Annotated in this window: 21 protein-coding genes; 5 read left to right on the forward strand and 16 right to left on the reverse strand. The window is 66.2% G+C overall.

The genetic code is table 11. The features are described 5' to 3' along the window. Positions 1-7 precede the first annotated feature (7 nt). The gene (locus BWQ92_RS02025) at positions 8-3,019 is read right to left on the reverse strand and encodes a bifunctional [glutamine synthetase] adenylyltransferase/[glutamine synthetase]-adenylyl-L-tyrosine phosphorylase (RefSeq protein WP_076798005.1); all 3,012 of its coding nucleotides are present in this window, start codon (positions 3,017-3,019) and stop codon (positions 8-10) included. Between the two features lie 9 nt (positions 3,020-3,028). After that, entirely contained in the window at positions 3,029-4,369 is a 1,341-nt protein-coding gene (gene glnA / locus BWQ92_RS02030) for a type I glutamate--ammonia ligase (protein ID WP_076798006.1), read from the reverse strand. Between the two features lie 242 nt (positions 4,370-4,611). Here glnA and panB point away from each other — a divergent pair, with 242 nt between their 5' ends. Then, complete coding sequence (panB, locus tag BWQ92_RS02035) at positions 4,612-5,517, forward strand: 3-methyl-2-oxobutanoate hydroxymethyltransferase (protein ID WP_076798007.1); 906 nt, start codon at positions 4,612-4,614, stop codon at positions 5,515-5,517. 15 nt (positions 5,518-5,532) lie between these two features. On the opposite strand, the gene BWQ92_RS23405 is transcribed toward panB, so the two are convergent. Continuing rightward, positions 5,533-5,697 (reverse strand): SPOR domain-containing protein, encoded by a 165-nt coding sequence (locus tag BWQ92_RS23405; RefSeq protein ID WP_140416644.1) that lies wholly within the window; start codon positions 5,695-5,697, stop codon positions 5,533-5,535. 125 nt (positions 5,698-5,822) lie between these two features. Here BWQ92_RS23405 and map point away from each other — a divergent pair, with 125 nt between their 5' ends. The 3 genes from map to BWQ92_RS02050 all read left to right on the forward strand — a co-directional run bounded on the left by map (position 5,823) and on the right by BWQ92_RS02050 (position 8,845). Beyond that, complete coding sequence (gene map, locus BWQ92_RS02040) at positions 5,823-6,701, forward strand: type I methionyl aminopeptidase (protein ID WP_076798008.1); 879 nt, start codon at positions 5,823-5,825, stop codon at positions 6,699-6,701. 81 nt (positions 6,702-6,782) lie between these two features. After that, positions 6,783-7,586 (forward strand): polyphosphate--glucose phosphotransferase, encoded by an 804-nt coding sequence (gene ppgK / locus BWQ92_RS02045; RefSeq protein ID WP_076798009.1) that lies wholly within the window; start codon positions 6,783-6,785, stop codon positions 7,584-7,586. Between the two features lie 173 nt (positions 7,587-7,759). Next, complete coding sequence (locus tag BWQ92_RS02050) at positions 7,760-8,845, forward strand: LacI family DNA-binding transcriptional regulator (protein WP_076798010.1); 1,086 nt, start codon at positions 7,760-7,762, stop codon at positions 8,843-8,845. Positions 8,846-8,896: 51 nt separating this feature from the next. On the opposite strand, the gene BWQ92_RS02055 is transcribed toward BWQ92_RS02050, so the two are convergent. The 7 genes from BWQ92_RS02055 to BWQ92_RS02085 all read right to left on the reverse strand — a co-directional run bounded on the left by BWQ92_RS02055 (position 8,897) and on the right by BWQ92_RS02085 (position 16,761). Continuing rightward, a complete protein-coding gene (locus BWQ92_RS02055) occupies positions 8,897-10,318 on the reverse strand; it encodes a glycoside hydrolase family 32 protein (RefSeq protein ID WP_076798011.1) in 1,422 nt (473 codons plus the stop codon). A gap of 32 nt (positions 10,319-10,350) precedes the next feature. After that, on the reverse strand, positions 10,351-11,253 hold the full coding sequence (locus tag BWQ92_RS02060) for a carbohydrate ABC transporter permease (RefSeq protein ID WP_076798012.1): 903 nt from the start codon (positions 11,251-11,253) through the stop codon (positions 10,351-10,353). Between the two features lie 8 nt (positions 11,254-11,261). Further along, a complete protein-coding gene (locus BWQ92_RS02065; RefSeq protein ID WP_076798013.1) occupies positions 11,262-12,260 on the reverse strand; it encodes a carbohydrate ABC transporter permease in 999 nt (332 codons plus the stop codon). After that, positions 12,257-13,678 (reverse strand): extracellular solute-binding protein, encoded by a 1,422-nt coding sequence (locus tag BWQ92_RS02070; RefSeq protein WP_076798014.1) that lies wholly within the window; start codon positions 13,676-13,678, stop codon positions 12,257-12,259. Before BWQ92_RS02070 ends, BWQ92_RS02065 begins: the two co-directional genes overlap by 4 nt. Before the next feature lie 306 nt (positions 13,679-13,984). Next, positions 13,985-14,605, reverse strand: coding sequence for a transcriptional regulator NrdR (nrdR, locus tag BWQ92_RS02075; protein WP_076798015.1), 621 nt, complete (start codon positions 14,603-14,605; stop codon positions 13,985-13,987). Positions 14,606-14,730: 125 nt separating this feature from the next. Then, on the reverse strand, positions 14,731-16,125 hold the full coding sequence (gene hisD / locus BWQ92_RS02080) for a histidinol dehydrogenase (protein ID WP_076798016.1): 1,395 nt from the start codon (positions 16,123-16,125) through the stop codon (positions 14,731-14,733). Positions 16,126-16,203: 78 nt separating this feature from the next. Next, a complete protein-coding gene (locus BWQ92_RS02085) occupies positions 16,204-16,761 on the reverse strand; it encodes a hypothetical protein (RefSeq protein ID WP_076798017.1) in 558 nt (185 codons plus the stop codon). 127 nt (positions 16,762-16,888) lie between these two features. Here BWQ92_RS02085 and BWQ92_RS02090 point away from each other — a divergent pair, with 127 nt between their 5' ends. Continuing rightward, positions 16,889-17,413: a flavin reductase family protein gene (locus BWQ92_RS02090; protein WP_377958642.1), complete on the forward strand. Its 525-nt coding sequence runs from the start codon at positions 16,889-16,891 to the stop codon at positions 17,411-17,413. A 30-nt stretch (positions 17,414-17,443) separates the two neighbouring features. Here the strand turns inward: BWQ92_RS02090 and dnaE are convergent, their stop codons facing one another. The 6 genes from dnaE to BWQ92_RS02120 all read right to left on the reverse strand — a co-directional run bounded on the left by dnaE (position 17,444) and on the right by BWQ92_RS02120 (position 24,452). Continuing rightward, positions 17,444-21,001 carry a DNA polymerase III subunit alpha gene (gene dnaE / locus BWQ92_RS02095; protein ID WP_076798019.1) on the reverse strand — a complete coding sequence of 1,186 codons (3,558 nt, stop codon included), beginning with the start codon at positions 20,999-21,001 and terminating at the stop codon, positions 17,444-17,446. Positions 21,002-21,053: 52 nt separating this feature from the next. Further along, positions 21,054-21,980 carry an RluA family pseudouridine synthase gene (locus BWQ92_RS02100; RefSeq protein WP_076798020.1) on the reverse strand — a complete coding sequence of 309 codons (927 nt, stop codon included), beginning with the start codon at positions 21,978-21,980 and terminating at the stop codon, positions 21,054-21,056. After that, the gene (lspA, locus tag BWQ92_RS02105) at positions 21,973-22,545 is read right to left on the reverse strand and encodes a signal peptidase II (RefSeq protein ID WP_076798021.1); all 573 of its coding nucleotides are present in this window, start codon (positions 22,543-22,545) and stop codon (positions 21,973-21,975) included. The genes BWQ92_RS02100 and lspA overlap by 8 nt, the downstream gene beginning before the upstream one ends. Positions 22,546-22,627: 82 nt before the next feature. Then, positions 22,628-23,320 carry a DivIVA domain-containing protein gene (locus BWQ92_RS02110; RefSeq protein ID WP_076798022.1) on the reverse strand — a complete coding sequence of 231 codons (693 nt, stop codon included), beginning with the start codon at positions 23,318-23,320 and terminating at the stop codon, positions 22,628-22,630. Positions 23,321-23,485: 165 nt separating this feature from the next. Continuing rightward, complete coding sequence (locus tag BWQ92_RS02115) at positions 23,486-23,773, reverse strand: YggT family protein (RefSeq protein ID WP_003801741.1); 288 nt, start codon at positions 23,771-23,773, stop codon at positions 23,486-23,488. Positions 23,774-23,921: 148 nt separating this feature from the next. Then, positions 23,922-24,452 carry a cell division protein SepF gene (locus tag BWQ92_RS02120; protein ID WP_076798023.1) on the reverse strand — a complete coding sequence of 177 codons (531 nt, stop codon included), beginning with the start codon at positions 24,450-24,452 and terminating at the stop codon, positions 23,922-23,924. Between the last annotated feature and the right edge of the window lie 34 nt (positions 24,453-24,486).

Below are 24,486 nucleotides of genomic sequence, written 5' to 3' on the forward strand. Positions count from 1 at the left end.
CACCGGTTTACTGGCCGTAGAAGACCTTCTCAAAGACCCCCCGGGCACGCCTGCTCACCCGCAGATAGTTCTCCTCGAACGCCGTGGCCATCCCTTCCTCGTAGCCGCACCATCTGGCCACGGCCTCCAGGTCGCGGCGGGACGAGGGCAGCAGGTCGGAGGCGCGGCCCGTCCAGATCACGTTCGCAGAACGGATCCGGCTGGCGAGCCGCCACGCGTCGGCCAGCAGGGCGGCGTCACCGTCTTCCAGCAGCCCGAGTGACGCAGCCGCGCGGAGGGCCTTCAGTGTGGATGTGGTCCGCAGTTCGGGATGTTTTCCGGCGTGCTGCAGCTGCAGCAGCTGAACGAGCCATTCCACATCGCTGAGGCCGCCCCGCCCCAGTTTGAGGTGCCTGGCGGGATCGGCACCGCGGGGAAGCCGCTCGGACTCAACCCGTGCCTTGATGCGCCGTATCTCCCTGACATCCGCGTCGGAGACGGTCTCCGGGTACCGGATGGGATCGATCAGCTTCACGAAGTCGGCCGCGAGCCCGTCGTCGCCGGCGATCGGCCGGGCACGGAGCAGTGCCTGCGCTTCCCAGATGAGCGACCAGCGGCGGTAGTACTCGCTGTAGGACTCCAGCGACCGCACCATGGCGCCGCTCTTGCCCTCCGGGCGGAGGTCGGCGTCGACGGCCAGGACCCGCTCAGCCATGATCGCCGGCTTGAGCGGCTGCGTCAGGAGGCTGGACACATGGGCCACGATCTTGGCGGCCTGCTGCTGGGCTTCGTCGTCGGAGGCACCGGGCAGCGCACGGTGGACGTACAGGACATCGGCGTCTGACCCGTAGCCGATCTCCTGCCCGCCCTGCCTGCCCATGGCCACCACCAGCACCGAGGTCTTCAGCGGGCCGGCGGCGGAGACAATGTTTTCTGCCACCCGCAGGGCACCCAGGATGGCGGCCCGGTCCGTTTCGGCCAGCGCCTCCCCCACCTGGTCCTGGGCGAGGAGCCCGGCGCTGTCCGCGATGGCGATCCGCAGGATTTCCCGGCGGCGGATGAGCCGGATGAGGCGCATGGCGCTTTCCGGGTCGGCGTGCCGGGACATCTTGGAGGCGATCTCGCCCCACTGGGCCTCGAAGCTGAGCGGCGTCAGGTCCTTGTCCGTTCCCAGCCAGGACACTGATTCCGGCGATACTTCGAGCAGGTCGGCGATGAGGCGCGAGTTGGAGAGCATGTGGCACAGCCGTTCGGCGGCTGCGGCCGAGTCGCGGAGCATGCCGAGGTACCAGTGGGTTGTGCCGAGGGACTCGCTGATCCTGCGGAACGCGAGCAGCCCGGCGTCGGGGTCTACGCCCTCGGCCAGCCAGCCGAGGAGGATGGGCAGCAGCTGCCGCTGCAGTGCGGACCGTCGGCTGACCCCGCCCGTCAGTGCCTCGATGTGGCGGAGGGCGCCCTGCGGGTCCCGGTAACCGAGCGCCGCGAGCCGGCCCTGCGCGGCTTCCGGCGTCAGGCGCGCATCCTCGCTGCTGAGCTTTGCGGCCGTGTTCAGGAGCGGACGGTAGAAGATCCGGTCGTGGAGTTCGCGCACCGAGCGCTTTGTCCGCTGCCACGCGGCCAGCAGCGCATCCGGGTGGGGCCGGTCGGTGGAGAACGGTCCCAGCACCGCCTTGGCGAGGGTCCGGAGGGCTTCCTCTTTGACGGGCATCAGGTGGGTGCGGCGCAACTGGAAAAGCTGGATGCGGTGTTCGAGGAGCCGCAGATACCGGTAGGCGCGGTCGAATTCGGCTGCGTCCGCCCGGCCGATGTAGCCGCCGGTCGAGAGCGCAGCGATGGCCGACGTCGTGTCCCGGCGCCGGAGCGATTCGTCTGATTTGCCGTGCACGAGCTGGAGCAGCTGGACGGTGAATTCAACGTCGCGCAGCCCGCCCCGGCCCAGCTTGATTTGCCGCTGTTCCTCGGCCGGGGGGATGTGTTCGGTCACCCGGCGGCGCATGGCCTGCACAGATTCCACGAATCCGTCCCGGCTCGCCGAGGTCCACACGAGCGGTGAAACGGCCTCCTCGTACCGGGCGCCCAGCTCTGCGTCACCCGCAATGGTCCTGGCTTTCAGAAGTGCCTGGAACTCCCAGCTTTCCGCCCAGCGGGCGTAGTAGCTCTGGTGTGAGGCGAGCGTCCTGACCAGCGGGCCGGACTTACCCTCCGGGCGGAGGTTGGCGTCAACTTCCCACAGGCCCGGTTCACGGGCCGGGGAGGAAATGGCGCGCGAGATGCCGGAGGCCAGCGCCGTGCCGATGGTGTTGGCCCGGGCGTCGTCCAGCTCCCCTGCCTCCACCACGTAAATGACATCGACGTCGGAAATATAGTTAAGTTCGCGGGCACCGCACTTGCCCATCCCGATCACTGACAGTGCGACGTCGGCGACCTCGCCGGCGTCGAACTTTTCCGCCGCTTCAGCGCGGGAGACCGCGAGGGCGGCCTCGATGGCGGCCCCTGCCAGGTCGGCAAGTTCGGCACCGACGGCGGGCATGAAGTCCAGCGGGTCAGCGGCGCAGAGGTCCTTGACGGCGAGGTCCACCACGCCCCGGCGGTACGCGGTGCGCAGTGCCTCATAGGCCTCCGGGCCGGCGATGCCTGCCACCGGACGGGCGGCGCTGGGGTCGGCGCGGACGGACCTGAGCAGCTGGGCGCGCAGCTCGGCGGGGTCTGCCGGGAGCGGTTCCGGACTGGCGTTCACGCTGAACGCGTCCAGGTGCTCCGGACGCCTGATCAGGAACTCACCAAGGGCCTCGCTGGCGCCCAGGACCCGGTACAGCGGTTCGCTCACGTCCGTGTCCGCCGCTGCCAGCTTCCGCAGGTCGGGGTGCTTTTCGATCAGCCGGACAAGCGACTGCAGGGCGGCATCCGGGTTGGCCGCCAGTTGCAGGCCGGCAAACAGGACATCCTGGTCAATGCCCTCCAGCTCGGGGGCGGCGAGGAACCGCTCCCCCTTCTCCAGGTCACTGAAGCCGGCGGTAATGAGCCGGCGGGCCAAGCTCACCGCGGCCGCCTACAGAATGGCCAGGTTGCGCTGCAGCTCATAGGGGGTGACCTGCAGGCGGTAGTCCTGCCATTCCGCGCGCTTGTTCCGAAGGAAGTGCTCGAAGACCTGTTCACCCAGGATCTGCGGCATCAGTTCGGAGTCCTCCATGGCACGGATTGCGTCATGCAGGCTGGCGGGAAGGGGGTCATGTCCCATTGCCCGGCGCTCGGCGGAGCTCAGCGACCAGATGTCGTCCTCCGCCGCGGCGGGCAGTTCGTAGCCTTCCTCGATGCCCTTCAGTCCCGCACCCAGGAGCACCGCGTAAGCCAGGTAGGGGTTGGCAGCGGAGTCGATGCCGCGGTATTCGATCCGCGCGGACTGTCCCTTCCCGGGCTTGTACAGCGGGACCCGGACGAGGGCGGAACGGTTGTTGTGGCCCCAGCTCAGGTAGCTGGGCGCCTCTCCCCCGCCCCAGAGGCGCTTGTAGGAGTTCACGAACTGGTTGGTGACCGCCGTGAACTCGGGGGCATGCTTGAGGATGCCCGCGATAAACTGGCGCGCCGTCTTGGAGAGCTGGAACTCCGCGCCCGCCTCGAAGAAGGCGTTGGTGTCACCTTCGAAGAGCGAGAAGTGCGTGTGCATGCCGGAACCCGGGTGCGCGGTGAAGGGCTTGGGCATGAACGTGGCGTATGTGCCCTGCTGCAGCGCCACCTCCTTGATGACGGTGCGGAACGTCATGATGTTGTCCGCAGTCTGCAGGGCGTCGGCGTAGCGCAGGTCGATTTCGTTCTGGCCGGGGCCGGCTTCGTGATGGCTGAACTCCACGGAGATGCCCACGGATTCCAGCATGGTCACGGCCGTGCGGCGGAAGTCCTGGGCCACGCCGCCGGGCACGTGGTCAAAGTAGCCGCCTTCGTCCACCGGAATGGGTGATCCGTCGGGGCCGGGCTCCTGCGACTTGAGCAGGTAGAACTCGATCTCGGGGTGCGTGTAGCACGTGAACCCCATGTCGGCTGCCTTGGCGAGGGTGCGCTTGAGGACGTTGCGGGGGTCCGCCGCGGAGGGCTCGCCGTCGGGAGTAAGGATGTCGCAGAACATGCGGGACGTCTGCTCCGTCTCGCCGCGCCACGGAAGGATCTGGAAGGTGGACGGGTCCGGCTGGGCCAGCATGTCCGACTCGAAGACCCGGGCCAGGCCCTCGATGGCTGAGCCGTCAAAGCCAAGGCCCTCGTCGAAGGCACCTTCGACCTCGGCGGGTGCCAGCGCCACCGACTTGAGCGAGCCCACGACGTCGGTGAACCACAGGCGCACAAAGCGTACGTCGCGCTCTTCGATCGTGCGCAGGACAAACTCTTGCTGGCGGTCCATTAAGCCTCTTCTCCGGTCTGCATCCATGCCCTGGTCCGTCCACGACGGAGCAGCGGCAGCTCACGAATCACTTTACTAAGCATTTAGGCGTAATGCTGGCCGGGCTCCACCGCGTAACACAGCGTTAACACGCGGACGGTGAACGGCAAGCCAAGGACAGGCAAACCGGCTATGACACGAATCACCCATGATCCCGTGGTGCCCGGTGGCTAGCACAGCGGGTCGCGGACTACGCTCTTGGCATGGCCTCAACCAGCAGTCCCGATCCAAGCACGTCCGCTGAAGTACCTGCACCTTACGGGAACGGCCCCGCAGCAGCTGCGGCACCGGCGTCGGAACCCGCCAAAAAGCCCCTTTCCCGGATCCGCACGCACCACCTGCAGCAGGCCAAAACCAGCGGCGAACGCTTTGCCATGCTCACTGCGTACGACCAGTACACGGCTGAGATCTTCGACCAGGCCGGCATCGAGGTCCTGCTGGTGGGGGACTCCGCCTCCAACAACGTCTTCGGCAACGAGACCAGCCTGCCCGTCACCGTCGATGAACTGCTGCCGCTGTGCCGTGCGGTCACCCGTTCGGCCAAACGGGCCCTGGTGGTGGCGGACCTCCCCTTCGGCAGCTATGAGGTGTCGCCGCAGCAGGCCGTGGCCACCGGCGTGCGTTTCCTCAAGGAGGGTCTGGCGCACGCCGTGAAGCTCGAGGGCGGCAAGTTCTACGCTGACACGGTCAGGGCGATGGTCCAGGCCGGGATTCCGGTCATGGCGCACATCGGCTTCACGCCCCAGAGTGAGCATTCCCTGGGCGGCTACCGCGTGCAGGGCCGGGGCGACGACGCCGCGCGCCTCATTGAGGACGCCGCGGCGCTGGCCGACGCCGGCGCGTTCTGCGTCCTCATGGAAATGGTTCCTGCTGAAACGGCAAAGGCCGTGGACGCCGCCATCCCCGTGCCCACCATCGGCATCGGCGCGGGCAACGCCACCACGGGCCAGGTTCTGGTCTGGCAGGACATGGCGGGCCTCCGCGGCGGCAGGATGGCCAAGTTCGTCAAGCAGTACGCGGATCTCCGGACCATGCTGGGCGACGCCGCCAGGGCCTATGGCGACGACGTCCGCTCGGGACAGTTCCCCGGGCCGGAACACTCCTTCTAAAAGCGGGAGTTCCTTTCAGTCCTCGTCGCCTTTTTCCCAGGCTTCATTGCGGGCCTTGACCTTCTCGAGGGCGTGTTCCGCCTCTTCCCGCGTCTTGTACGGACCGATCAGCTGGGTCCAGTCCGACATCGCGTCTTCCTCCACCATGTGGGTCTTGACGTTGTACCAGTACTCGGGCATCGGGATTCCTCGCTTTCCGGTTTAACAGCAGGCCGGGGCCGTGATCCACGTAACTTAACCCGCAACGGCTGGCACCGGGCGCATTAATTTACATGGCGTTCTGTACTGCCTTATATGATCAATCTATGCCTTCCTTAGCCTCGACCGCACCCACCGGCACGCTTACTCCGGGAACCGTCAGCCCGCAGCGGCCGGTTCCCGCGTCGATCCCGCGGCCTGAGTATGTCGGCAAGCCAGGCCCGGCCAAATTCACGGGCTCGGAGGTCAAGGCACCCGAGACCATCGAGAAAATCCGGGTGGCGAGCAGGATCGCAGCCCAGGCCATCGTGGAGGTGGGCAAGCACATCCGGCCGGGCATCACCACCGACCAGCTGGACGCCGTCGGCCACGAGTTCCTGCTTGACCACAACGCGTACCCGTCCACGCTGGGGTACCGCGGCTTCCCCAAGTCGCTGTGCTCTTCGCTGAATGAAGTGATCTGCCACGGCATTCCGGACAGCACGGTGGTGCAGGACGGCGACATCATCAACATCGACATCACCGCCTTCATCGGCGGGGTCCACGGCGACACCAACCACACCTTCCTGGTGGGCGATGTGGACGAGGAGTCGCGGCTGCTGGTTGAGCGGACCAGGGAGTCCCTCAACCGTGCCATCAAGGCCGTTGCCCCCGGCCGCCAGATCAACGTCATCGGCCGCGCCATCGAGTCCTACGCCAGGCGTTTCGGCTACGGCGTTGTCCGCGACTTCACCGGCCACGGCGTAGGCGAGGCCTTCCACACCGGACTGATCATCCCGCACTATGACGCCGCGCCCGCCTACAACACCGTGATCGAGCCCGGCATGGTGTTCACCATCGAACCCATGCTGACCCTCGGCACCATCGAATGGGACATGTGGGCCGACGACTGGACCGTAGTAACCAAGGACCGCAAGCGCACCGCGCAGTTCGAACACACGCTCCTCGTCACCGAATCAGGTGCCGAAATCCTTACCCTTCCCTGACGCCAGGCGACCGCCCGCGTCTTTGAGGGCAATTCACCCTTGCCCAACCCGAGCCCCTACCCTGCCACGAACGGAATCCCATTGGCCAAGAAGGACGAAAAGACCCGCAAGAACGCCCCGCTGATCGGTATCGACATCGGCGGCACCGGAATCAAGGGCGGCATCGTAGACCTGAAGAAGGGCAAGCTGATCGGCGATCGTTTCCGCTTGGCAACCCCGCAGCCGGCCACGCCGGAAGCGGTGATCGAAGTGGTGGCCAAGGTCGTCGAGGAACTCTCGGCGCGTCCCGACGCGCCGGCTGCGGACAGCCCCATCGGCGTGACGTTCCCCGGCATCATCCAGCACGGCGTGGTCCACTCCGCCGCCAACGTGGACAAGAGCTGGCTCAACACGGACATTGATGCGCTGCTCACGGCGCGCCTTGGCCGGCCGGTGGAGGTCATCAACGACGCCGATGCGGCCGGCCTGGCCGAAGCCCGGTACGGTGCAGGCGCCGGAGTCGGCGGCACTGTCCTGGTCATCACGCTGGGCACCGGCATCGGTTCCGCGTTCATCTTCAACGGCCACCTCGTGCCTAACGCCGAACTCGGCCATCTGGAAATCGACGGCTTCGACGCCGAAAGCAAGGCGTCCGCAGTAGCCCGGGAACGGGACGGCCTCAGCTGGGAAGAGTACAGCGTCCTGCTGCAGCGTTACTTCTCCCACGTCGAGTTCCTGTTCCCCCCCGAGCTCTTCATCGTCGGCGGCGGCATCTCCAAGCGCGCCGACGAGTACCTGCCGCGGCTGAAGCTGCGCACGCCGATCGTTCCTGCTGAGCTGAAGAACGAGGCCGGCATCGTGGGCGCTGCCCTGGAGATCGCCGTTAAGCACGAGCTGGCGAAATAGACCCGCTTACCCCAGCAAGCCCGAAGGCGGCAGACAGGATGTCTGCCGCCTTCGGCGTTTCGTCAGCGCCGCCCACAACGGGTGCGGACAGCCCACAACAATGCGGACAGAGCTCACACGAGTTAGGTAAACTGCAGCCAGGCAGTGATATTCACACACCAAAGGATGAGCCCATGAAGCGCAAGGCCACCGCCCTCGACGTCGCCAAGCTGGCAGGCGTCTCGCGGAGCGCTGTGTCGCTGGTGCTGAACGGCCGCGGCAACGGCAATGTGGCGCTCGAAAGCCAGCAGCGGATCCGCGATGCGGCCGCTGCCCTCAACTACTCCCCCAACAAGATCGCGCTGAGCCTGCGCAACCAGCAGTCGCGGATCATCGGAATCGTCTCGGACCAGGTGGTCACCAGCCCGTTCGACGGCAACATCATTGCCGGCGCGGACGCCGTCGCCCGGGAACACGGCTTTGTCACCGTGGTCATGGATACGGAACTGGACGAGTCCCGCGATGAAAGCGCCGTCGAAACCCTGCTGGACCGCCAGGTGGACGGCCTGATGTACGTGACCGTGGGCCTGCGCCCGCTGCATGTGCCCCCGAACATGGCCCGGGTCCCGTCGATCCTGGCCAACTGCTTCGATGACCGGCCGAACGCCGGGCTGCCGGCGGTGATCCCCGACGAAGTCCGCGGCGGCCGGGAAGCTGCCGGGCACGTCATGGGCCTTGGCCACCGGGACATCGCCTTCCTTGCCGGCGACTCCCTGACCCCTGCCGCGCCCCGCCGGATCGAGGGCTACCGTCAGGCCTTCAGCAGCGCCGGGATGCCTGTTAATGAGGACCGGGTCCTCCAGGTGGGCTGGGACATCGACGCCGGATTCCACGGCGCCATGAAACTCCTCGATGGCACGGAGCCAGGGGCTCGGCCAACCGCCATCCTGTGCGCCAACGACCGCCTGGCCATCGGCGTCGTGCTGGCCTGCTACCGTCTGGGCCTGAGTGTCCCGCAGGACGTGTCGGTCATGGGCTACGACGACGAATTCCGTGTTGCGAAGACCATGGTCCCGGCGCTCAGCACCATGGCCCTGCCGCTTCGGGAGATGGGGGCGGCGGCCATGACGTCGCTGCTCGCCGAGGTCGGGTCCGTCCCGGGCGGAGAGAATCCCGACGACGGGGCGCCGGCTACCGCCCCCAGTTCCGCAACCGAGACCATGGTTCCCTGCCAGCTGGTGGTGCGGGACTCCACCGGGCCGGTCCCCGCCGGGCGCTGACCTGGCCGGACACTCCAGCCCGGCCGGCCCGGCCGGGTCAGGCCAGGCGGGCTAGGCGGGCTGCGTGAGTTCCCAGACGTCGGCCGCAGCTCCCGCCGGGAGGCGCAGCTGCCATTCCTCACCCGCTGCCGGGTAGGCCCGGAGCGTCGTCGCGACGGAACCGGCCCGGTAGACCTCCACGAGCGAGGCATCCACGAACACCCGCAGCTCCTCCCCCGGCCGGATGTTCCCGCTGAAAACGGTCTGGCTGTTGCCGTTGCCGGCCAGCAGGAGTTCGACGGCGGTGTCCGGCGACTCAAATGCACCTGCCGTCACCACGGCCTCGGCAACGCCCGGCAGTGTCACCGTCCCCGAAGCCTGGCTGGTGCGCAGCACTCCACGGTAGGCATTCACCTCGGGGGCGGGGCTGACGGCCAGGGCACCATCCACTACGGAAAGCTCGCGGGGGAACGTCAAAACCCCGGCCCAGCCGGTGGCATCGATGTCCTCCTGGCTGCGGCCGCGCCGGCCGTCGCGCCCCGGGCCCTCGTTGGCCCAGCCCCACAGCAGGGCCCGGTCCTCCAGAGCCACCACCTGCGGAGCGTAGAAGTCGCGGCCGAGGTCCGACTTTCCGCCGGCCCGGGGCGTGAACACGGGCAGTCCAGTCGCCGGGTCCTCGATCAGCGACCCGATCAGGTGGCCCACCCCGTTGGCGTGCTCGTGCGCGTCACCGGAAAGCCACAGCGAGAACATCATCACCCAGGTGCCCGGTTCTGTGGAGCTGCCATCGGGCACGCGCACCAGCTGCGGGCACTCCCATATCTCGGCCGGGGTGAACTCCGAGGCCACCGGGTGGTCGGAGGTCAGCCAGATGCCTTGGTACTTCCAGTCGGACATGTCCTCCACGCTGTACAGGAGCAGTGCGGCCTGCCCCGTGGCCAGCCCGGCGCCCTGGATGGCGTACCGCTTGCCCTTGAACGTGAAAATGAACGGGTCCCGTACCGCCGTCACCATCCCGTCCGCCGGCATTGTGGCCGCCACATGCCCTGTCTGTTCCCAGTGGACCAGGTCCTCCGAGCCGCGGGCGATGACCACCTGCGAGTGGCCGCCGTCGCTGCGGACGCCGGAGTAGGCTGCGGTGGGAACACCGCCGTCGTCCGTCACCACGCCTGTCCAGCAGCCGTACTCGTCCGGGCCGCCGTCCTGCGGGCGGAGCGCGACCGGGTGTTCCTCCCAGCGGACCAGGTCGGCCGAACTCACGTGGCCCCAGGCGATCTTGTGGTGCCGGGCCGAGTCCGGGTTGTACTGGAAGAAGACGTGGTACCGGCCGTTGATGAAGCTGATGCCGTTGGGGTCGTTGATCCAGCCCTGTGCGGGGCGCGGGTGGAACCGGGGGAAGGCGGGGTCGGGGTGGGTGGCGGCGACATCGGCAAAGTGAACGGTGTTGGAGTGAACGGTGTTGAAGTGGACGGCGGCGAGGTCCGGGGAGGGCATGGCGGGGCCTTTCGGGCTTGAAGGAATTGGGGTTATTTGCCGGTGCCGGCCGTGAGGCCGTCCTGCAGTGCGCGCTGGCCGAAGATGAAGACCACCAGCGCAGGAATCATGGACAGGACCACGCCTGCGAGCACCACTGAGATGCTGCCGGTGCCGAGATTGCCCTGGAGCGAGACGAGTCCCAGCGGGAGGGTGAAGTTCTGTTCGGAAATGGTGAGGATGAGCGGGCGGAAGAACTCGTTCCAGTGGAAGTTGAAGGCGAGGATTCCCACGATCGCCATGCCGGGCAGCGCCAGCGGCGCATACACCGAGCGGAAGGTGCGCCAGGGGCTGGCTCCGTCAATCGACGCCGCCTCGGCAAGTTCCGCCGGGAGGCCCATGAAGTACTGGCGCATCAGGAAGGTGCCGAACGCCGTCGGAATGGCCGGCAGGATCAGGGCGAGCAGCGTGTCCGACAGGCCCATGCCTCGGATGAGCATGAAGACGGGCACAATCGTCACCTGCACGGGCACCATCATGGTCGCCAGCACGATCGAGAACAGCGCCCCGCGGCCGCGGAATTTCAGGTGAGCGAACGCGTACCCCGCCAGCGCTGCGGAAATCATCTGGCCGACTGCGATCAGCCCGGTCACCAGGGCACTGTTGAGGACGAGGAGGACGATGTTCAGCTGCTGGAAGACTTCCCCGTATGAGGTGAAGTCCGGGTTCCAGGGGATGAACGACGGCGGCAGCCTGAAGGATTCCGACGGCGAACGCAGCGACGTGGACAGGGTCCACAGCACCGGGCCCAGCGTCAGGGCGGCCGCGAGCACCAGCAGGAGGATCCGGACGGCGAAGCTCCAGTTGAACCTTTTCCGGCTGGGCGCCGTTACGGGGAGGCCTTCGGACAGCCGGGGGGAATGTCCGGCCAGGCCGTGGTCAGTTGTGGTTGTCATGGCTGGCCTTACTGGTAGAAGACGAATCGTTTGCTGAGCCGGAACTGTGCGGCCGTGATGGCCATGATGATCAGCGTGAGCAGCACGCCAATCGCGGACGCCTGGCCGAATTCGAGCCGCTGGAAAGCCGATTCGAAGATCACCATGACGGCGGTCCGGGTGGAGTCGCCGGGGCCGCCGCGGGTCAGGACATAGGGCTGGTCGAACACCTGCAGGGCGCTGATGATGGCCATCACTGAGGCCACCAGCGTGGTGGGGCTCAGCAGCGGCAGGGTCACGTGGAGGTGCTTGCGCCAGCCGGTGGCGCCGTCAATCGAGGCCGCTTCGTACGTCTCGCCGGGAATGGAAGCCAGGCCGCCGATAAACAGCAGGAAGGAGAAGCCGAAGTTCTGCCACACGTAAACAAGGATCACGACGGCGGCGGACCCGCCCGGTGTGGTCAGCCAGGGCACCGCGGGGATGCCCGCGAGCGACAGGAACCAGTTGACCACGCCGAACTGTTCGTTGAAGAGGTACCTCATGAAGATGGACACCGAGGCGGCGGAGAGGATCAGCGGAAAGAAGAACGCGGACCGGAAGAACACGCGCAGCCACGCCGGCATCTTCTCCTGCACCATGATCGCCAGCGCCAGTGCGAGGCCCAGCTGGAGGGCCACGGCCACCACCACGAAAACGATGGTGTTCAGGAATGACACGCGGACGGTGGGGTCCTGGACGACTTCGGAGAAGTTGTTGAAGCCAACAAATGCGGGTGCCGAAATGATGTCCCACCGGAAGAAGGCCAGGACCACTGAGGCCACGATGGGGATCAGCGTGAACATGCCCATGCCCAGGATGGTGGGGGCCAGGAAGATCCAGGCCAGCCAGCGCTGGCTGTGCCTGCCGTTGTTTCCGCGCGGGGTGCGGGCGCCGGGCGCGCCGCCGGCGCCTTCAGTACCGGCCGCCGTCGTGCTCCTGCGCTTTACGGCCCGCTTGGGCCGCTCCCGCGATGGCGTGGTGGTGCTCATGACTGCCTCCTCAGGGCAAGTTCAAGGTCGCGCTGCATGGAGGCGAGGGCCTGCTTGAGCTGCCGCTCGTCCCCGCTGACTGCGAGCGATACGTTTTTCATCAGGGCCGTTTCGACGGCGGCCTGCTGGGGCGGTGCCGGGATGGGGCCGGTGGCCGGGAAACGGTCCAGGGTGTCGTAGAAAACCTTCCAGTGGGCGGGCCCCTTGCCGGCGTACAGCTGTTCGTTGACCATGGAACGGCGCGCCGGCGTCGTAATCGGGTTGGGGAAGATCAGTTCCATGGCCTCGCGGCTGGAGCTGAACTTGACCCATTCCCAGGCTGCATCCTTGTCCTTTGCGGTCTTCATGATGGCGTAGCCGGCGGTGCCGAACTGGTGGCGCTGGGTCTTCCAGCGCGGGAAGAACTGGACGTCGAAATCGTTCGCGCCCATGCCTGCCTCGTGCAGGCCCTGCACCCAGTAACCGCCGGCGGGCGTGGTGCCGATGCGGTTGGAGGCGAACAGGCCCACCAGGGAGCTGCCGCCGCCTTCCTCGGGCCGGACGCCCAGGCCGTCCTTGACCAGCCCGCGGAGGTAGTCGAAGGACTCAAACACGCGGTCGTCGTCGGCATTGGGTTCCAGCCACTGGTAGCCGCCGGAACGGAGGCTGCGTGAGGGGTCGTCGGCGTAGAAGCCGTCCCAGAGCCACTCGCCGCCCGCCGACCTGGTCTCCTTGAGGAAGCTGGTGTCGTTGGCGTAGAGCCACGGCACCACGCCGCCGAAGAGGCGGTTGGTCCAGTAGTAGGGCGTGAAGTCCGAGGTCCGGGCCTTGCGCATGGCCGCGAGGCTGTTGCGGAAGTCCAGGTGCGTCCAGTCGTCCGCCGGCCGCTCCAGTCCGGCCTGCGCAAAGGCGGCGGTGTTGTAGTACATGTTGGCCGCGTTCCAGTCCATCGGGAGCTGGTAGAGGCTGCCCTTGTACATGAAGGCTTCCACCAGGCTGGGGTGGACGTCATCGAAGAACTCCTTAATGTCCGTGGCGTCGCGACGGATGTATTCGTCCAGCGGGTGGGCAAGCTTTTCCGCGAACAGCTGGGCGCCCTCGGTGGCCACGTACACTACGTCCGGCGGAGTTCCCGCGGCCACCATGGTGAGGATCTTGGTGAAGAAGTCTTTCCAGTCCACGGCCTGGATGGCCTGGACCTTGACCCTGAGCTCCGGGTGGAGCCGGGTGAAGGCGTCGATGGCACGCTGGCGGGCGGCGGCGTCTGCGGCGGTGCCCATAATGGCGATGCTGAGGCTGTTGTCTCCGCGGCCCGGAATGTCGGTGCCGGAGAGCCGGGGCCACGACGCCACGGTTGCTCCGATGATTCCCGCGCCAAGGGCACCGAGGGCGGTGCGGCGGGTGATTTCCCGCAGGTGCCCGTTTGTGACTCCGGTCATGTTCGTTTTCCTTCCTAACACGTGTTAGGAACTGTAGAGGAGTCACCTAACACGTGTCAAGCATCACAAGGGAACGTGCAGGGAGTCCTGCCCGCATTTATGGATTTGCTGCCCGGCGGCATCCCAGGATGGACGCCCGTGCGGGGATGCCTTGCAGTCTGGAGCGTCAAAAGGAGCCGATAAGGCAGAAGCACCCGACCTTGACCCGGTCGGGTGCTTCTGGTGCTTACGCATCGGCCGCCTGCGGCGTCTGCACTGGAGCCGGTGGCGGCTGCGGCTTCCCCTCCGCTGCCGCCACCGGAGATTTTAGAGCGTGCTCTTCGCGGTGTTCTTCGCTGCCGGGCTCTTGCCTGTACTCTTGGCGTCGGCGTGCTTGGCGTCCGGGTTCTTGGCGTCCGGGCTCCTGACCGCGGAGTCCTTGTCCCCGGGCTCGGACGCCTTGCCCCCGGCCCCGGGGGCTGCCGCCTCCTTGGCCTCGGCGTCGGACTCGTGCCGGAGCAGCGCAATGGCTGATTCGAAGTCCTCGAGCGATTCAAACGCCTGATAGACGCTGGCGAAGCGGAGGTACGCCACCTTGTCCAGCTTCTGCAGCGGACCGAGGATGATCAGGCCAACCTCGTGGGCGTCGATTTCCGCCGCACCGGAGGCCCGGATGTTCTCTTCGACTTCCTGCGCGAGCATGGCGAGGTCGTCCTCGCTGACGGGCCGTCCCTGGCAGGCCTTGCGCACGCCGTTGATGACCTTGCTGCGGCTGAAGGGTTCGCCGACGCCGGAGCGCTTGATCACGGACAGGCTGGTGGTTTCCACGGTGGTGAAACGGCGCCCGCACTCGGGGCACTGCCGGCGGCGCCGGATAGCGGAGCCGTCATCGGCCATCCGGCTGTCCACCACGCGCGAGTCAGGGTTGCGGCAGAACGGACAGTACATGTTGTTCCTCCCCCGTTCCTTCCCCGCTGTTTAACAGACGCTTCCGGCACCATTTTACGGCTGCATATGGCCGAATAACAAGCCTGTAATTACTACATGTAGTGGGTCACCACTACATGTAGTGGTCAGCGCCCAGCCTGGAAGCGGACCGTGACCGCATCGCCGTGCGCCGGGAGATCCTCCGCTCCGGACAGGCTGACGATGTGCCCGCTGACCTGCCCCAGTGCAGCCTCCGAGTAGTTGATGACCTGGATGGCGCGCAGGAACGTCGTGACGTTCAGCCCGGACGAAAACGCCGCCGTGCCGCTCGTGGGAAGCACGTGGTTGGAGCCGGCGCAGTAGTCACCCAGGCTGACCGGGCTGTAGTCCCCGACAAAGATGGCACCGGCGTTGCGGATCCTCGCAGCCACGGCGGGAGCGTCCGCCGTCATGATCTCCAGGTGCTCGGCCGCGTACGCGTCGCACGCCGCGATGCCCTGCTCGAGGTCGTCGACAAGCACGACGCCGGACTGCGGACCGGACAGCGCCTCGCGGACCCGCTCGCTGTGCTTGGTGGATGCCGCCTGCAGTTCCAGCTCCTCACGGACGTCCGAGGCGAGCTTGAGCGAATCCGTGATCAGGACCGAGGCAGCCTTCGGGTCGTGCTCGGCCTGGCTGATCAGGTCGGCGGCAACGAAGGAGGGACGGGCCGTGGAGTCCGCAAGGATGGCGATTTCGGTGGTACCTGCCTCGGAGTCGATTCCCACCACGCCCTTGACGAGGCGCTTTGCTGTGGCCACGAAGATGTTCCCGGGGCCGGTCACGACGTCGACCGGTTCCAGCGCGGCGGCGCCGGCATCACCGGGCACACCGTAGGCGAAGGCGGCGATGGCCTGCGCCCCGCCGATGGCGTACACCTCGTCAATACCCAGCAGCGCCGCGGCGGCCAGGATGGTCGGGTGCGGAAGACCGCCAAAGTCCTTCTGCGGCGGCGACGCCAGCGCGATCGATTCCACCCCTGCGGCCAGCGCCGGAACGACGTTCATGATCACGGAGGACGGATACACCGCCAGGCCGCCGGGAACGTAGAGTCCCACGCGTTTAACCGGCACCCACTTCTGGCTCACCACCGCGCCGTCGCCGAGGGAGATGTCGACGTCGGCCGGCCGCTGCCCGTCCGCGAACCGCCGGGCGCGGCTGATGGACTCTTCCAGCGCCGAACGCACGGCCGGATCAAGCCCCTCGAGGGCCGACTGGAGCGCCTCGGCCGGAACACGCGGGTGGGCCTGCTCCACGTCGTCGAACTTCTGCGCGAAGTCCGCAAGGGCGGCAAAGCCGCGCTGCCGGACAGCCGTGATGATGTCCGTGACCTTCTGCTCGGCGTCCGCGACCGTCTGCTGCCGGGCCCGGGGCACCGCCTCGCGGAGTTCGGCCAGGCTGAGGCTGCGGCCGCGCAGGTCAACGGTGCGGAAGTCGACGGCGGGGATATTCTGGCGTCCCTGCGAATCTGGGCTGGTGGGGCTGTCCGGAGAAGTGGTCACCGGTTCATTTTACGCGCCGCCGCTCCGGTCCTGATTCTGTTGCCGGCCCCTGTTGCCGGCCGTTAGTTACAGCGGCCGTTACTGCCAGGTGCGGGCGTCATCCGCGTCGTGGTCCGCGGAGGTGCGCAGGAGCCCGATGATGCGCAGGACGAAGAAGCCGGCTGCGACTGCCGCGGGCCACAATACGAGGACAGTCAGGGACCGCAGCGAGAAGGCAACACTGGCGTTGGCCGATGTGTCCTGCGGACCGCCCAGCCAGCCGCCCGCCAGCACGCCGGTCTGCCATGCCAGGACAGCTGCAGCGGCGCTTGCCGCAACGGAGAGCAGCAGCAGCCGCCGCGTTCCGCCGTCGCGCCGGCCGGACAACAGCACAGCCACAAGGCAGCCAGCCAGCACAAACAGTCCGGCCAGCACCAGGTCCCGGGGCAGCCAGCCCTGGCTGTTGGTTCCGGATGCCAGCGCCGCGTTTCCCGACATGAGGTTCTTTCCGCCCGGGGCCAGGAGCCACCACAGGAGCCCGGCCGGAATGCCTGCCGCGATGATTCCCGACACCCATAGCCAGTCCCGCCGTGTACCCCGGCGGATGCCCCGGGCCTGGTCGGACGAACGGACCGGAGGGGGTGCAGGGTGGGTCATGAAGAAACGTTAACAAATGTGGCCGGCAAATGTTGGCCGGCGGCCGCGGCACATGCCTGCCATCCGCCGGTGTGCCCCATCGGGCCGGAAGCCCAATAGTCTTGTAGTAGAGGCACAACCGGCACGGATGAAAGCAGGGAGATCGATTTCAGTGACGTCAGATGAAGCCGCCTTCGAGGGCACGTTCAAAGAGATGTTCCGCCGGCATGCAGCAGGCGTTGCCATCATCACCGTGAACTACGACGGCGTCCCTTACGGCTTCACGGCAACGTCAGTTGCCTCGCTGTCCGCCAAGCCGCCGCGCTTCACCTTCAACATGGCGCGCAGTTCCAGCTCGTGGCCGGCGGTCGCCAACACCACCTACATCGGCGTGCACATGCTGGGGCTGGAGAACCAGGAACTGGCCGACCGGTTCGCCCGGACCAAGGAACGCTTCGCCGGCGACCACTGGGCCCACGGACCCCATGACGTGCCGGTGCTCAAGGACGTTGCCGGCTGGCTGATAGGCAAGATCCAGATGCGCCTGTCCTTCGAGAACAACGCGGTCGTGGTGGTCGAGGTGGTGGAAGGGCAGGTCGGCGAGGACGGCTCACCGCTGCTGTACCACTCGGGAACCTACGGCCAGCCGGTTCCGCTCGACTACGAAATCTAAGCGTCGGGGCTACCTAGGCGTCGGGGCTACCTAAGCGTCGAGGCAGGCCGGCCCCAGCAGCACCTTGAGGTCGCCGAACAGCGACGGGTTCGGGTTCACCCGCAGGTGCACGGGAAGTGCCATGACCTCGATGCGGCTGTCGCCCTGCAGGTTCACCCGCACCTCGGAGTTGCCCCGGTGGTTGCGCAGCACGTCCCCCAGTTCCGTGACCACGGCCTCGGTGGCCTTGTGCGTGGGCATGGTGATCACCAGGGGTCCGTTGGTGCCCTGGCTGAGGTCCGGCACGGAGAGCTCCATGCAGTTCAGGGTCACGGCACCGTCATCGCGCCGCTGCAGCCGGCCCTTGACCACCACGATCAGGTCCTCGGCAAGAACCGAGGCGATCGGGCCGTAGACCTGGCCGAAGAACATGACCTCCATGGAGCCGCCGAGGTCCTCGATCTCCGCCCGTGCGTAGGCGTTGCCGCTGGCCTTCGCGATCCGGCGGCTCAGGGAGGTGATCATGCCCGCGATGGTGACGATGGCGCCGTCGTGCGGGCCGTCCTCGGCGATGATCGAGGTGATGGACTGGTCGGCGTGCTGGCTCAGGACGCCTTCCAGGCCCTGCAGCGGGTGGTCAGAGACGTACAGGCCCAGCATGTCGCGCTCAAACGCGAGCTTGTCCTTCTTCTCCCATTCCGGCAGGTCGGGGATCTCGATACTCAGCGATGACTCGGACTCGGCCTCATCGAAGCCGGCAAAGAGATCGAACTGGCCGATGGCCTCGTTGCGCTTGAGAGTGATGACGGAGTCGATGGCTTCTTCGTGGACCATGGCCAGCGCGCGGCGGTGGTGGCCGAGCGAGTCAAAGGCTCCGGCCTTGATCAGGGATTCAATGGTGCGCTTGTTGCACACCACCGCCGGGACCTTCATGAGGTAGTCCTTGAAGGAGGTGTAGGCGCCCTCCTTTTCCCGTGCCGCCACCATGGCCTCGACGACGTTGACGCCGACGTTGCGGATTGCGCCCATGCCGAAACGGATGTCCTCCCCGACCGGGGTGAAGTTCAGTGCCGACTCGTTGACGTCCGGCGGCAGCACCGTGATGCCCATGCGCCGGCATTCGTTCAGGTAGATCGCCGACTTGTCCTTGTCGTCGCCCACCGAGGTCAGCAGCGCGGCCATGTACTCCGGCGCGTAGTGCGCCTTCAGGTACGCCGTCCAGTAGGAAATCACGCCGTACGCGGCGGAGTGGGCCTTGTTGAAGGCGTAGTCGGAGAAGGGCAGCAGGATGTCCCACAGGGTCTTGACGGCCTCCATGGAGTAGCCGTTGTCCTGCATGCCCTGGGAGAAGCCGGCAAACTGCTTGTCCAGCTCGGACTTCTTCTTCTTGCCCATCGCGCGGCGCAGAATGTCTGCCTGGCCCAGGGAATAGCCGGCGAGCTTCTGCGCCACGGCCATAACCTGCTCCTGGTACACGATCAGTCCGAACGTGCCGCCGAGGATATCCTCCAGCGGCTCCGCCAGCTCCGGATGGATCGGCACGACCTCCTGGATCTTGTTCTTGCGGAGCGCGTAGTCGGTGTGGGCATTGGCGCCCATGGGGCCGGGCCGGTACAGCGCCAGCACCGCGGAAATGTCCTCGAAGTTGTCAGGCTTCATGAGCTTCAGGAGGGAGCGCATGGGCCCGCCGTCGAGCTGGAACACGCCCAGCGTGTCACCCCGGGCCAGCAGCTCGTAGGAGGCCGCGTCATCCAGCTCCAGCGTTTCGAGGTCCAGCTCGATGCCGCGGTTCATCTTGATGTTTTCCAGGGCGTCGGAAATGATCGTGAGGTTCCGCAGCCCCAGGAAGTCCATCTTGATCAGGCCAAGGCCCTCAGACGTCGGGTAGTCGAACTGCGTGATGACCTGGCCGTCCTGGAAGCGGCGCATGATCGGAATGACGTCGATGATGGGGTCCGAGGACATGATCACGCCGGCGGCGTGAACGCCCCATTGCCGTTTCAGGCCCTCGATGCCCAGGGCGGTTTCGAAAACCTTGGCGGCTTCGGGATCGGTGCTGATCAGCTGGCGGAAGTCCCCTGCCTCGCTGTAGCGCTTGGCATCCTTGTTCTGGATGTCGGCGAGCGGAATATCCTTGGCCATCACGGCAGGCGGCAGTGCCTTGGTCAGCTGCTCGCCCATGCTGAAGGGGTAGCCGAGCACGCGGGAGGAGTCCTTCAGCGCCTGCTTGGTCTTGATGGTGCCGTAGGTGACGATCATGGCCACGCGCTCGTCGCCGTACTTGCGGGTCACATAGTCGATGACCTCAGGGCGGCGCCGGTCATCGAAGTCGACGTCGAAGTCAGGCATGGAGACGCGGTCCGGGTTGAGGAAGCGCTCGAAGATCAGGCCGTGCTGCAGCGGGTCAAGGTCGGTGATACGCATGGCGTAGGCCACCATGGAGCCTGCACCGGAGCCACGTCCCGGGCCCACGCGGATGCCGTTGTTCTTGGCCCAGTTGATGAAGTCGGCCACCACCAGGAAGTAGCCGGGGAACCCCATGGACGTGATGACGCCAAGCTCGTAGTCTGCCTGCTTGCGGACGTTGTCCGGGATGCCCTTGGGGTACCGGTAGTGGAGGCCCTTGTCCACTTCCTTGACCAGCCAGGACGTTTCGTCCTCGCCCTCCGGGCAGGGGAACCGGGGCATGTAGTTGGCGCCGGTATTGAAGGAGACTTCGCACCGCTCGGCGATCAGCAGCGTGTTGTCGCACGCTTCCGGGTGGTCGCGGAAGAGTTCACGCATTTCCTGCGGGGACTTCAGGTAATAGCCGCTGCCGGAAAACGCGAAACGGGAACCGCCGTTGTCATAGGTCGGCTCCAGCAGGGTCGAGCCGGACTGGATGGCCAGCAGGGCCTCGTGCGCCTTGGCGTCGTGTTCGTGCGTGTAGTGGAGGTCGTTGGTGGCAACGAGCGGAAGGTTCAGTTCCTTGGCCAGCCGCAGCAGGTCGCCGGTGACACGGCGTTCGATGTCCAGCCCGTGGTCCATCAGCTCGCAGAAGTAATTCTCTGCGCCGAAGATGTCCCGGAACTCCGCCGCGGCTTCCAGCGCTTCGCGGTACTGGCCGAGCCGCAGCCGGGTCTGGATCTCGCCGGACGGGCAGCCGGTGGTGGCGATGAGCCCCTCGGAGTAGGTGTTCAGCAGTTCGCGGTCCAGGCGTGGCCATTTGCCGAAGACGGAATCCAGGGAGGCGATCGATGATGCCCGGAACAGGTTGCGCATGCCCTTGTTGTTGTAGCTGAGCAGCGTCATGTGGGTGTAGGAGCCGCCGCCGGAGACGTCGTCCTTCCGCTGGCTCTCATCACCCCAGCGGACGCGGCTCTTGTCCCCGCGCGCGGTCCCCGGCGTTACGTAGGCTTCGACGCCGATGATGGGCCTGATGCCCTTGTCCGTGGCCTTCTTCCAAAAGTCGAAAGCACCGAAGAGGTAGCCGTGGTCGGTGGTCGCCAGCGCGGGCATTCCCAGCCGCTCGGTTTCGTCGAACAGCTCCCCGAGCCGGGCGGCGCCGTCCAGCATCGAGTACTCGGTGTGGGTGTGGAGATGTACAAACGAGTCATTGCTGGAAGTCACCGGACCATTCTAGTGCCGACCCCCTGACAATTAATGCCGGCGTGCCGCAGGCTCAGGCCTTGCCGGACCCCAGGACTTCCAGCGCATAGGCGAGGTCCTCGGGGTACTCGCTGGTCACGGTGATGCGCTCCCCGGTGCGCGGGTGGTCAAAGCCCAGTTCACGGGCGTGCAGCCACTGCCGGGTGAGCCCCAGGGTGGCGGCGAGCCGCGGATCGGCCCCGTAAGTGAGGTCGCCGGCACAGGGATGGCGGAGGGCCGCGAAATGGACCCGGATCTGGTGGGTCCTGCCGGTCTCCAGATGCACCTCCACCAGGGTTGCCTTGCCGAACGCCTCGAGGACCTCATAGTGGGTCACGGACGGCCGGCCGTCCTCGATGACGGCGAAACGCCAGTCGTGGCCGGGATGGCGGCCGATGGGCGCGTCGATGGTGCCCTGCAGGGGATCCGGCAGGCCCTGGACCACAGTGTGGTAGACCTTGTCCACGGTGCGTTCCTTGAACGCCCGCTTGAGGGCGGTGTAGGCGGGCTCCGTCTTGGCCACCACCATCACGCCTGAGGTCCCGACGTCGAGGCGGTGGACAATGCCTGCACGTTCCGGGGCGCCGGATGTGGAGATGCGATAGCCCGCGCCGGCCAGTCCGCCGACCACAGTGGGGCCCACCCAGCCCGGCGACGGGTGCGCCGCGACTCCCACCGGCTTGTCGACCACCACAAAGTCGTCGTCATCCAGCAGGATCTTCAGGCCTTCCACAACTTCCTCCACGACTTCAAGGGGATCCCGGCGCTCAGGGACCGTGATGTCCAGCACTGTTCCGGATGCGAGCTTGGCTGACTTGCCCACCGGTTTCCCGCCGCTGGTGACATTGCCTTCGGCGATCAGGGTGGCCGCGGATGACCGCGACATGCCCATCAGCTTGGCCAGCCCGGCGTCGACCCGGCTGCCGTCCAGCTCCTCGGGGACCACGACCCGCTCAGACATTGTCGCCGCCTTCCCGTTTGGCGACGCTGTGGTGGGATCCGTCCAGCGCGATCCCCCGCAGCGTCAGGAGGCAGATGATGACCACCGACGACACAACGGCCGAGTCGGCGATATTGAAGATGGCAAAGTTGGGCAGCTGGATGAAGTCCACCACGTGTCCCATTCCGAACGACGGCTCCCGGAACAGCCGGTCCGTCAGGTTTCCCAGGGCGCCGCCGAACAACAGCCCAAGCGCCAGCGCCCACCACACGGACCCGAGCTTGCGCAGCTGGAACAGGATGGCGACGGCGACCACCACCATGATGATCGTGAAAACCCAGGTCACGTTCTCGCCAATCGAGAAGGCAGCGCCCGAGTTCCTGATGTAGTACCAGTGCAGCAGCGGGGGCAGAACCGGGATCCGTTCGCCCTCCACCATGGTGCTGGTCACCCACAGCTTGGTGAGCTGGTCGAAGACGTAGGCGAACACTGCCAGCCCCGCGAACAGGGACAGCAGGACGCCGCGCCGGGGCCGGGGAGATGATGAGGCTGGATGCGCTGCGTCAGCGGCAAGGTCGTCAGTCATGGTGCTTTCATTCGGGGGACCGTCGTTAATGGCAAAGGCCGGTGGCCGAGGAATCCTCAGCCACCGGCCTTCAGAATACGTGCTAAACGGCGGCGCTGCTGCTTTCGCCAACCTCAGGGGCGGCAACGGAACCGCGGGCGTCGAGGTCGCGCAGCTGGCCTTCGATGTAAGCCTTCAGGCGTGAGCGGTAGTCGCGTTCGAAGCCGCGCAGCTGCTCAACCTTGCGCTCGAGGACCGAACGCTGCTGCTCCAGTGCCCCCAGAATCTTGCGGGACTTCTCCTGCGCGTCGTTGACCAGGCTGCTGGCTTCAATCTGCGCCTCGGCGATGATCTTGTCGCGCTGCTGCTGGCCCTCGGCAACGTGGCGGTCGTGCATCTGCTGCGCCATGGCCAGCAGGCCGGCAGCGGACTCGGAGACGTTGGTGCTGGTGACGGGTGCCTGGGCTGCGACGGGCGCTGCCTGCTCGGTTTCCTTCTTCTTGGCAGCTTCGGCGGCCTTGGCCTCGGCTTCTGCCTTTGCGCGTGCTTCGTCCTTTTCGGCCTTGGACGGCGTGGGGACCTTCTCGACGACGGGGGCGACGGCGGAGGTGGCTGCCGGCGATCCGGAGCCGACTTCGGCGAGCTTCTTGCGAAGTTCTTCGTTCTCCTGGTTCAGGCGCCGCAGTTCGACGACGATCTCGTCCAGGAAGTCGTCAACTTCGTCCTGGTCATAGCCTTCGCGGAACTTGGTCGGCTGAAAGCGCTTGTTGACAACGTCTTCTGGCGTCAAAGCCATCTGGTCACCTCGTTGGTCTAGTTCGTCAGGAGGCCTTCCGGCCGTCAAAACTACGGTACCTAAATATGGTCTGGTTCCTCTAATTCAACACCGTGGCGTCGAACAAAAGGTCTTTTGCGCCCGGGGATCCCAGCGGATCCCCCAGCGCCGCAAGCTGATATGAAGTTATGCAAATGACTTGGTGATCGCCATGGCAATGCTCAGGCCGATGAACAGCACCAGGAACCCGAGGTCCAGCGATACGCCGCCCAGCCGCAGCGGCGGGATAAGGCGGCGCAGGACCTTCAGCGGCGGATCGGTCACTGAATAGACCGCATGGGCCGCCACCAATGCTACCCCGCGGGGACGCCATTCCCGGGCGAACATCTGGACCCAGTCATAGACGAGGCGGACGATCAAGGCGACGAAAATGAACAGCAGGACGATGTAGACGAGCCCGAATAGTATTCCCATGAGCTAACCCATTGTCTCCATGTTCATCGCGGGCACCTCCGTGCCCTGGGGTTCCTGCCTGATTGTGCTGCCCTAGTTTTCAGCACTTCCACTATTTCAGCACGGATGCCAGGCAGGTGCGTCCCTGCCTGGCATCCGGAGAGCCTTTTTAGCTTTGGTTGAAGAAACTGGCGGTGCCGTCGCTGGCTTTCTTGTCATCTCCGATGACTTCAACGTACGACGGCGACAGCAGGAAAACCTTGTTGGTCACGCGCTCGATGCTTCCGCGCAGACCGAAGACGAGGCCGGCGGAGAAGTCGACCAACCGCTTGGCGTCCGCCTCCCCCATGTCCGTCACGTTCATGATGACGGGGATGCCGTCACGGAAGCTTTCGCCGATGAGCTTGGCGTCGTTGTAGGAGCGCGGGTGAATCGTGGTGATCTGCCGCAGTCCGGTGGTCTCTTCGCGGCTCGATGCCGCACGCTTGATGGGTGTCACGGGTGCGCGGTATTCCTCTTCGGCAGCTGGTGGCGCTTCACGGGTGACCTCCCGGAGCGGCGCCGGTGCGCGGCGCTCTTCGCGGTCATGCTCCATGGAGTTGTCCTCGTCCTTTTGCTGGGTGGAAAGCTCAGACTCGTAGTGTTCATCGCCGTCGGCGAGCCCAAGATAGATCATTGTCTTGCGCAGAGCGCCAGCCATGGTCGACTCCTAATCGTGTCCGGAAGCGGGCCGC

Origin of the sequence: Arthrobacter sp. QXT-31, from assembly GCF_001969265.1 — a bacterium.
GTDB lineage: Bacteria > Actinomycetota > Actinomycetes > Actinomycetales > Micrococcaceae > Arthrobacter.

Coding starts and splice junctions, on each gene's coding strand:
- lspA (WP_076798021.1), bottom strand. CDS start 22,545: ATGACTGACGACCTTGCCGCTGACGCAGCGCATCCAGCCTCATCATCT.
- panB (WP_076798007.1), top strand. CDS start 4,612: ATGGCCTCAACCAGCAGTCCCGATCCAAGCACGTCCGCTGAAGTACCT.
- BWQ92_RS02100 (WP_076798020.1), bottom strand. CDS start 21,980: ATGTCTGAGCGGGTCGTGGTCCCCGAGGAGCTGGACGGCAGCCGGGTC.
- BWQ92_RS02090 (WP_377958642.1), top strand. CDS start 16,889: ATGAAAGCAGGGAGATCGATTTCAGTGACGTCAGATGAAGCCGCCTTC.
- BWQ92_RS02065 (WP_076798013.1), bottom strand. CDS start 12,260: ATGAGCACCACCACGCCATCGCGGGAGCGGCCCAAGCGGGCCGTAAAG.
- BWQ92_RS02060 (WP_076798012.1), bottom strand. CDS start 11,253: ATGACAACCACAACTGACCACGGCCTGGCCGGACATTCCCCCCGGCTG.
- BWQ92_RS02050 (WP_076798010.1), top strand. CDS start 7,760: ATGAAGCGCAAGGCCACCGCCCTCGACGTCGCCAAGCTGGCAGGCGTC.
- BWQ92_RS02110 (WP_076798022.1), bottom strand. CDS start 23,320: ATGGCTTTGACGCCAGAAGACGTTGTCAACAAGCGCTTTCAGCCGACC.
- BWQ92_RS23405 (WP_140416644.1), bottom strand. CDS start 5,697: ATGCCCGAGTACTGGTACAACGTCAAGACCCACATGGTGGAGGAAGAC.
- glnA (WP_076798006.1), bottom strand. CDS start 4,369: ATGGACCGCCAGCAAGAGTTTGTCCTGCGCACGATCGAAGAGCGCGAC.
- map (WP_076798008.1), top strand. CDS start 5,823: ATGCCTTCCTTAGCCTCGACCGCACCCACCGGCACGCTTACTCCGGGA.
- nrdR (WP_076798015.1), bottom strand. CDS start 14,605: ATGTACTGTCCGTTCTGCCGCAACCCTGACTCGCGCGTGGTGGACAGC.
- BWQ92_RS02120 (WP_076798023.1), bottom strand. CDS start 24,452: ATGGCTGGCGCTCTGCGCAAGACAATGATCTATCTTGGGCTCGCCGAC.
- BWQ92_RS02115 (WP_003801741.1), bottom strand. CDS start 23,773: ATGGGAATACTATTCGGGCTCGTCTACATCGTCCTGCTGTTCATTTTC.
- BWQ92_RS02055 (WP_076798011.1), bottom strand. CDS start 10,318: ATGCCCTCCCCGGACCTCGCCGCCGTCCACTTCAACACCGTTCACTCC.
- BWQ92_RS02070 (WP_076798014.1), bottom strand. CDS start 13,678: ATGACCGGAGTCACAAACGGGCACCTGCGGGAAATCACCCGCCGCACC.
- BWQ92_RS02085 (WP_076798017.1), bottom strand. CDS start 16,761: ATGACCCACCCTGCACCCCCTCCGGTCCGTTCGTCCGACCAGGCCCGG.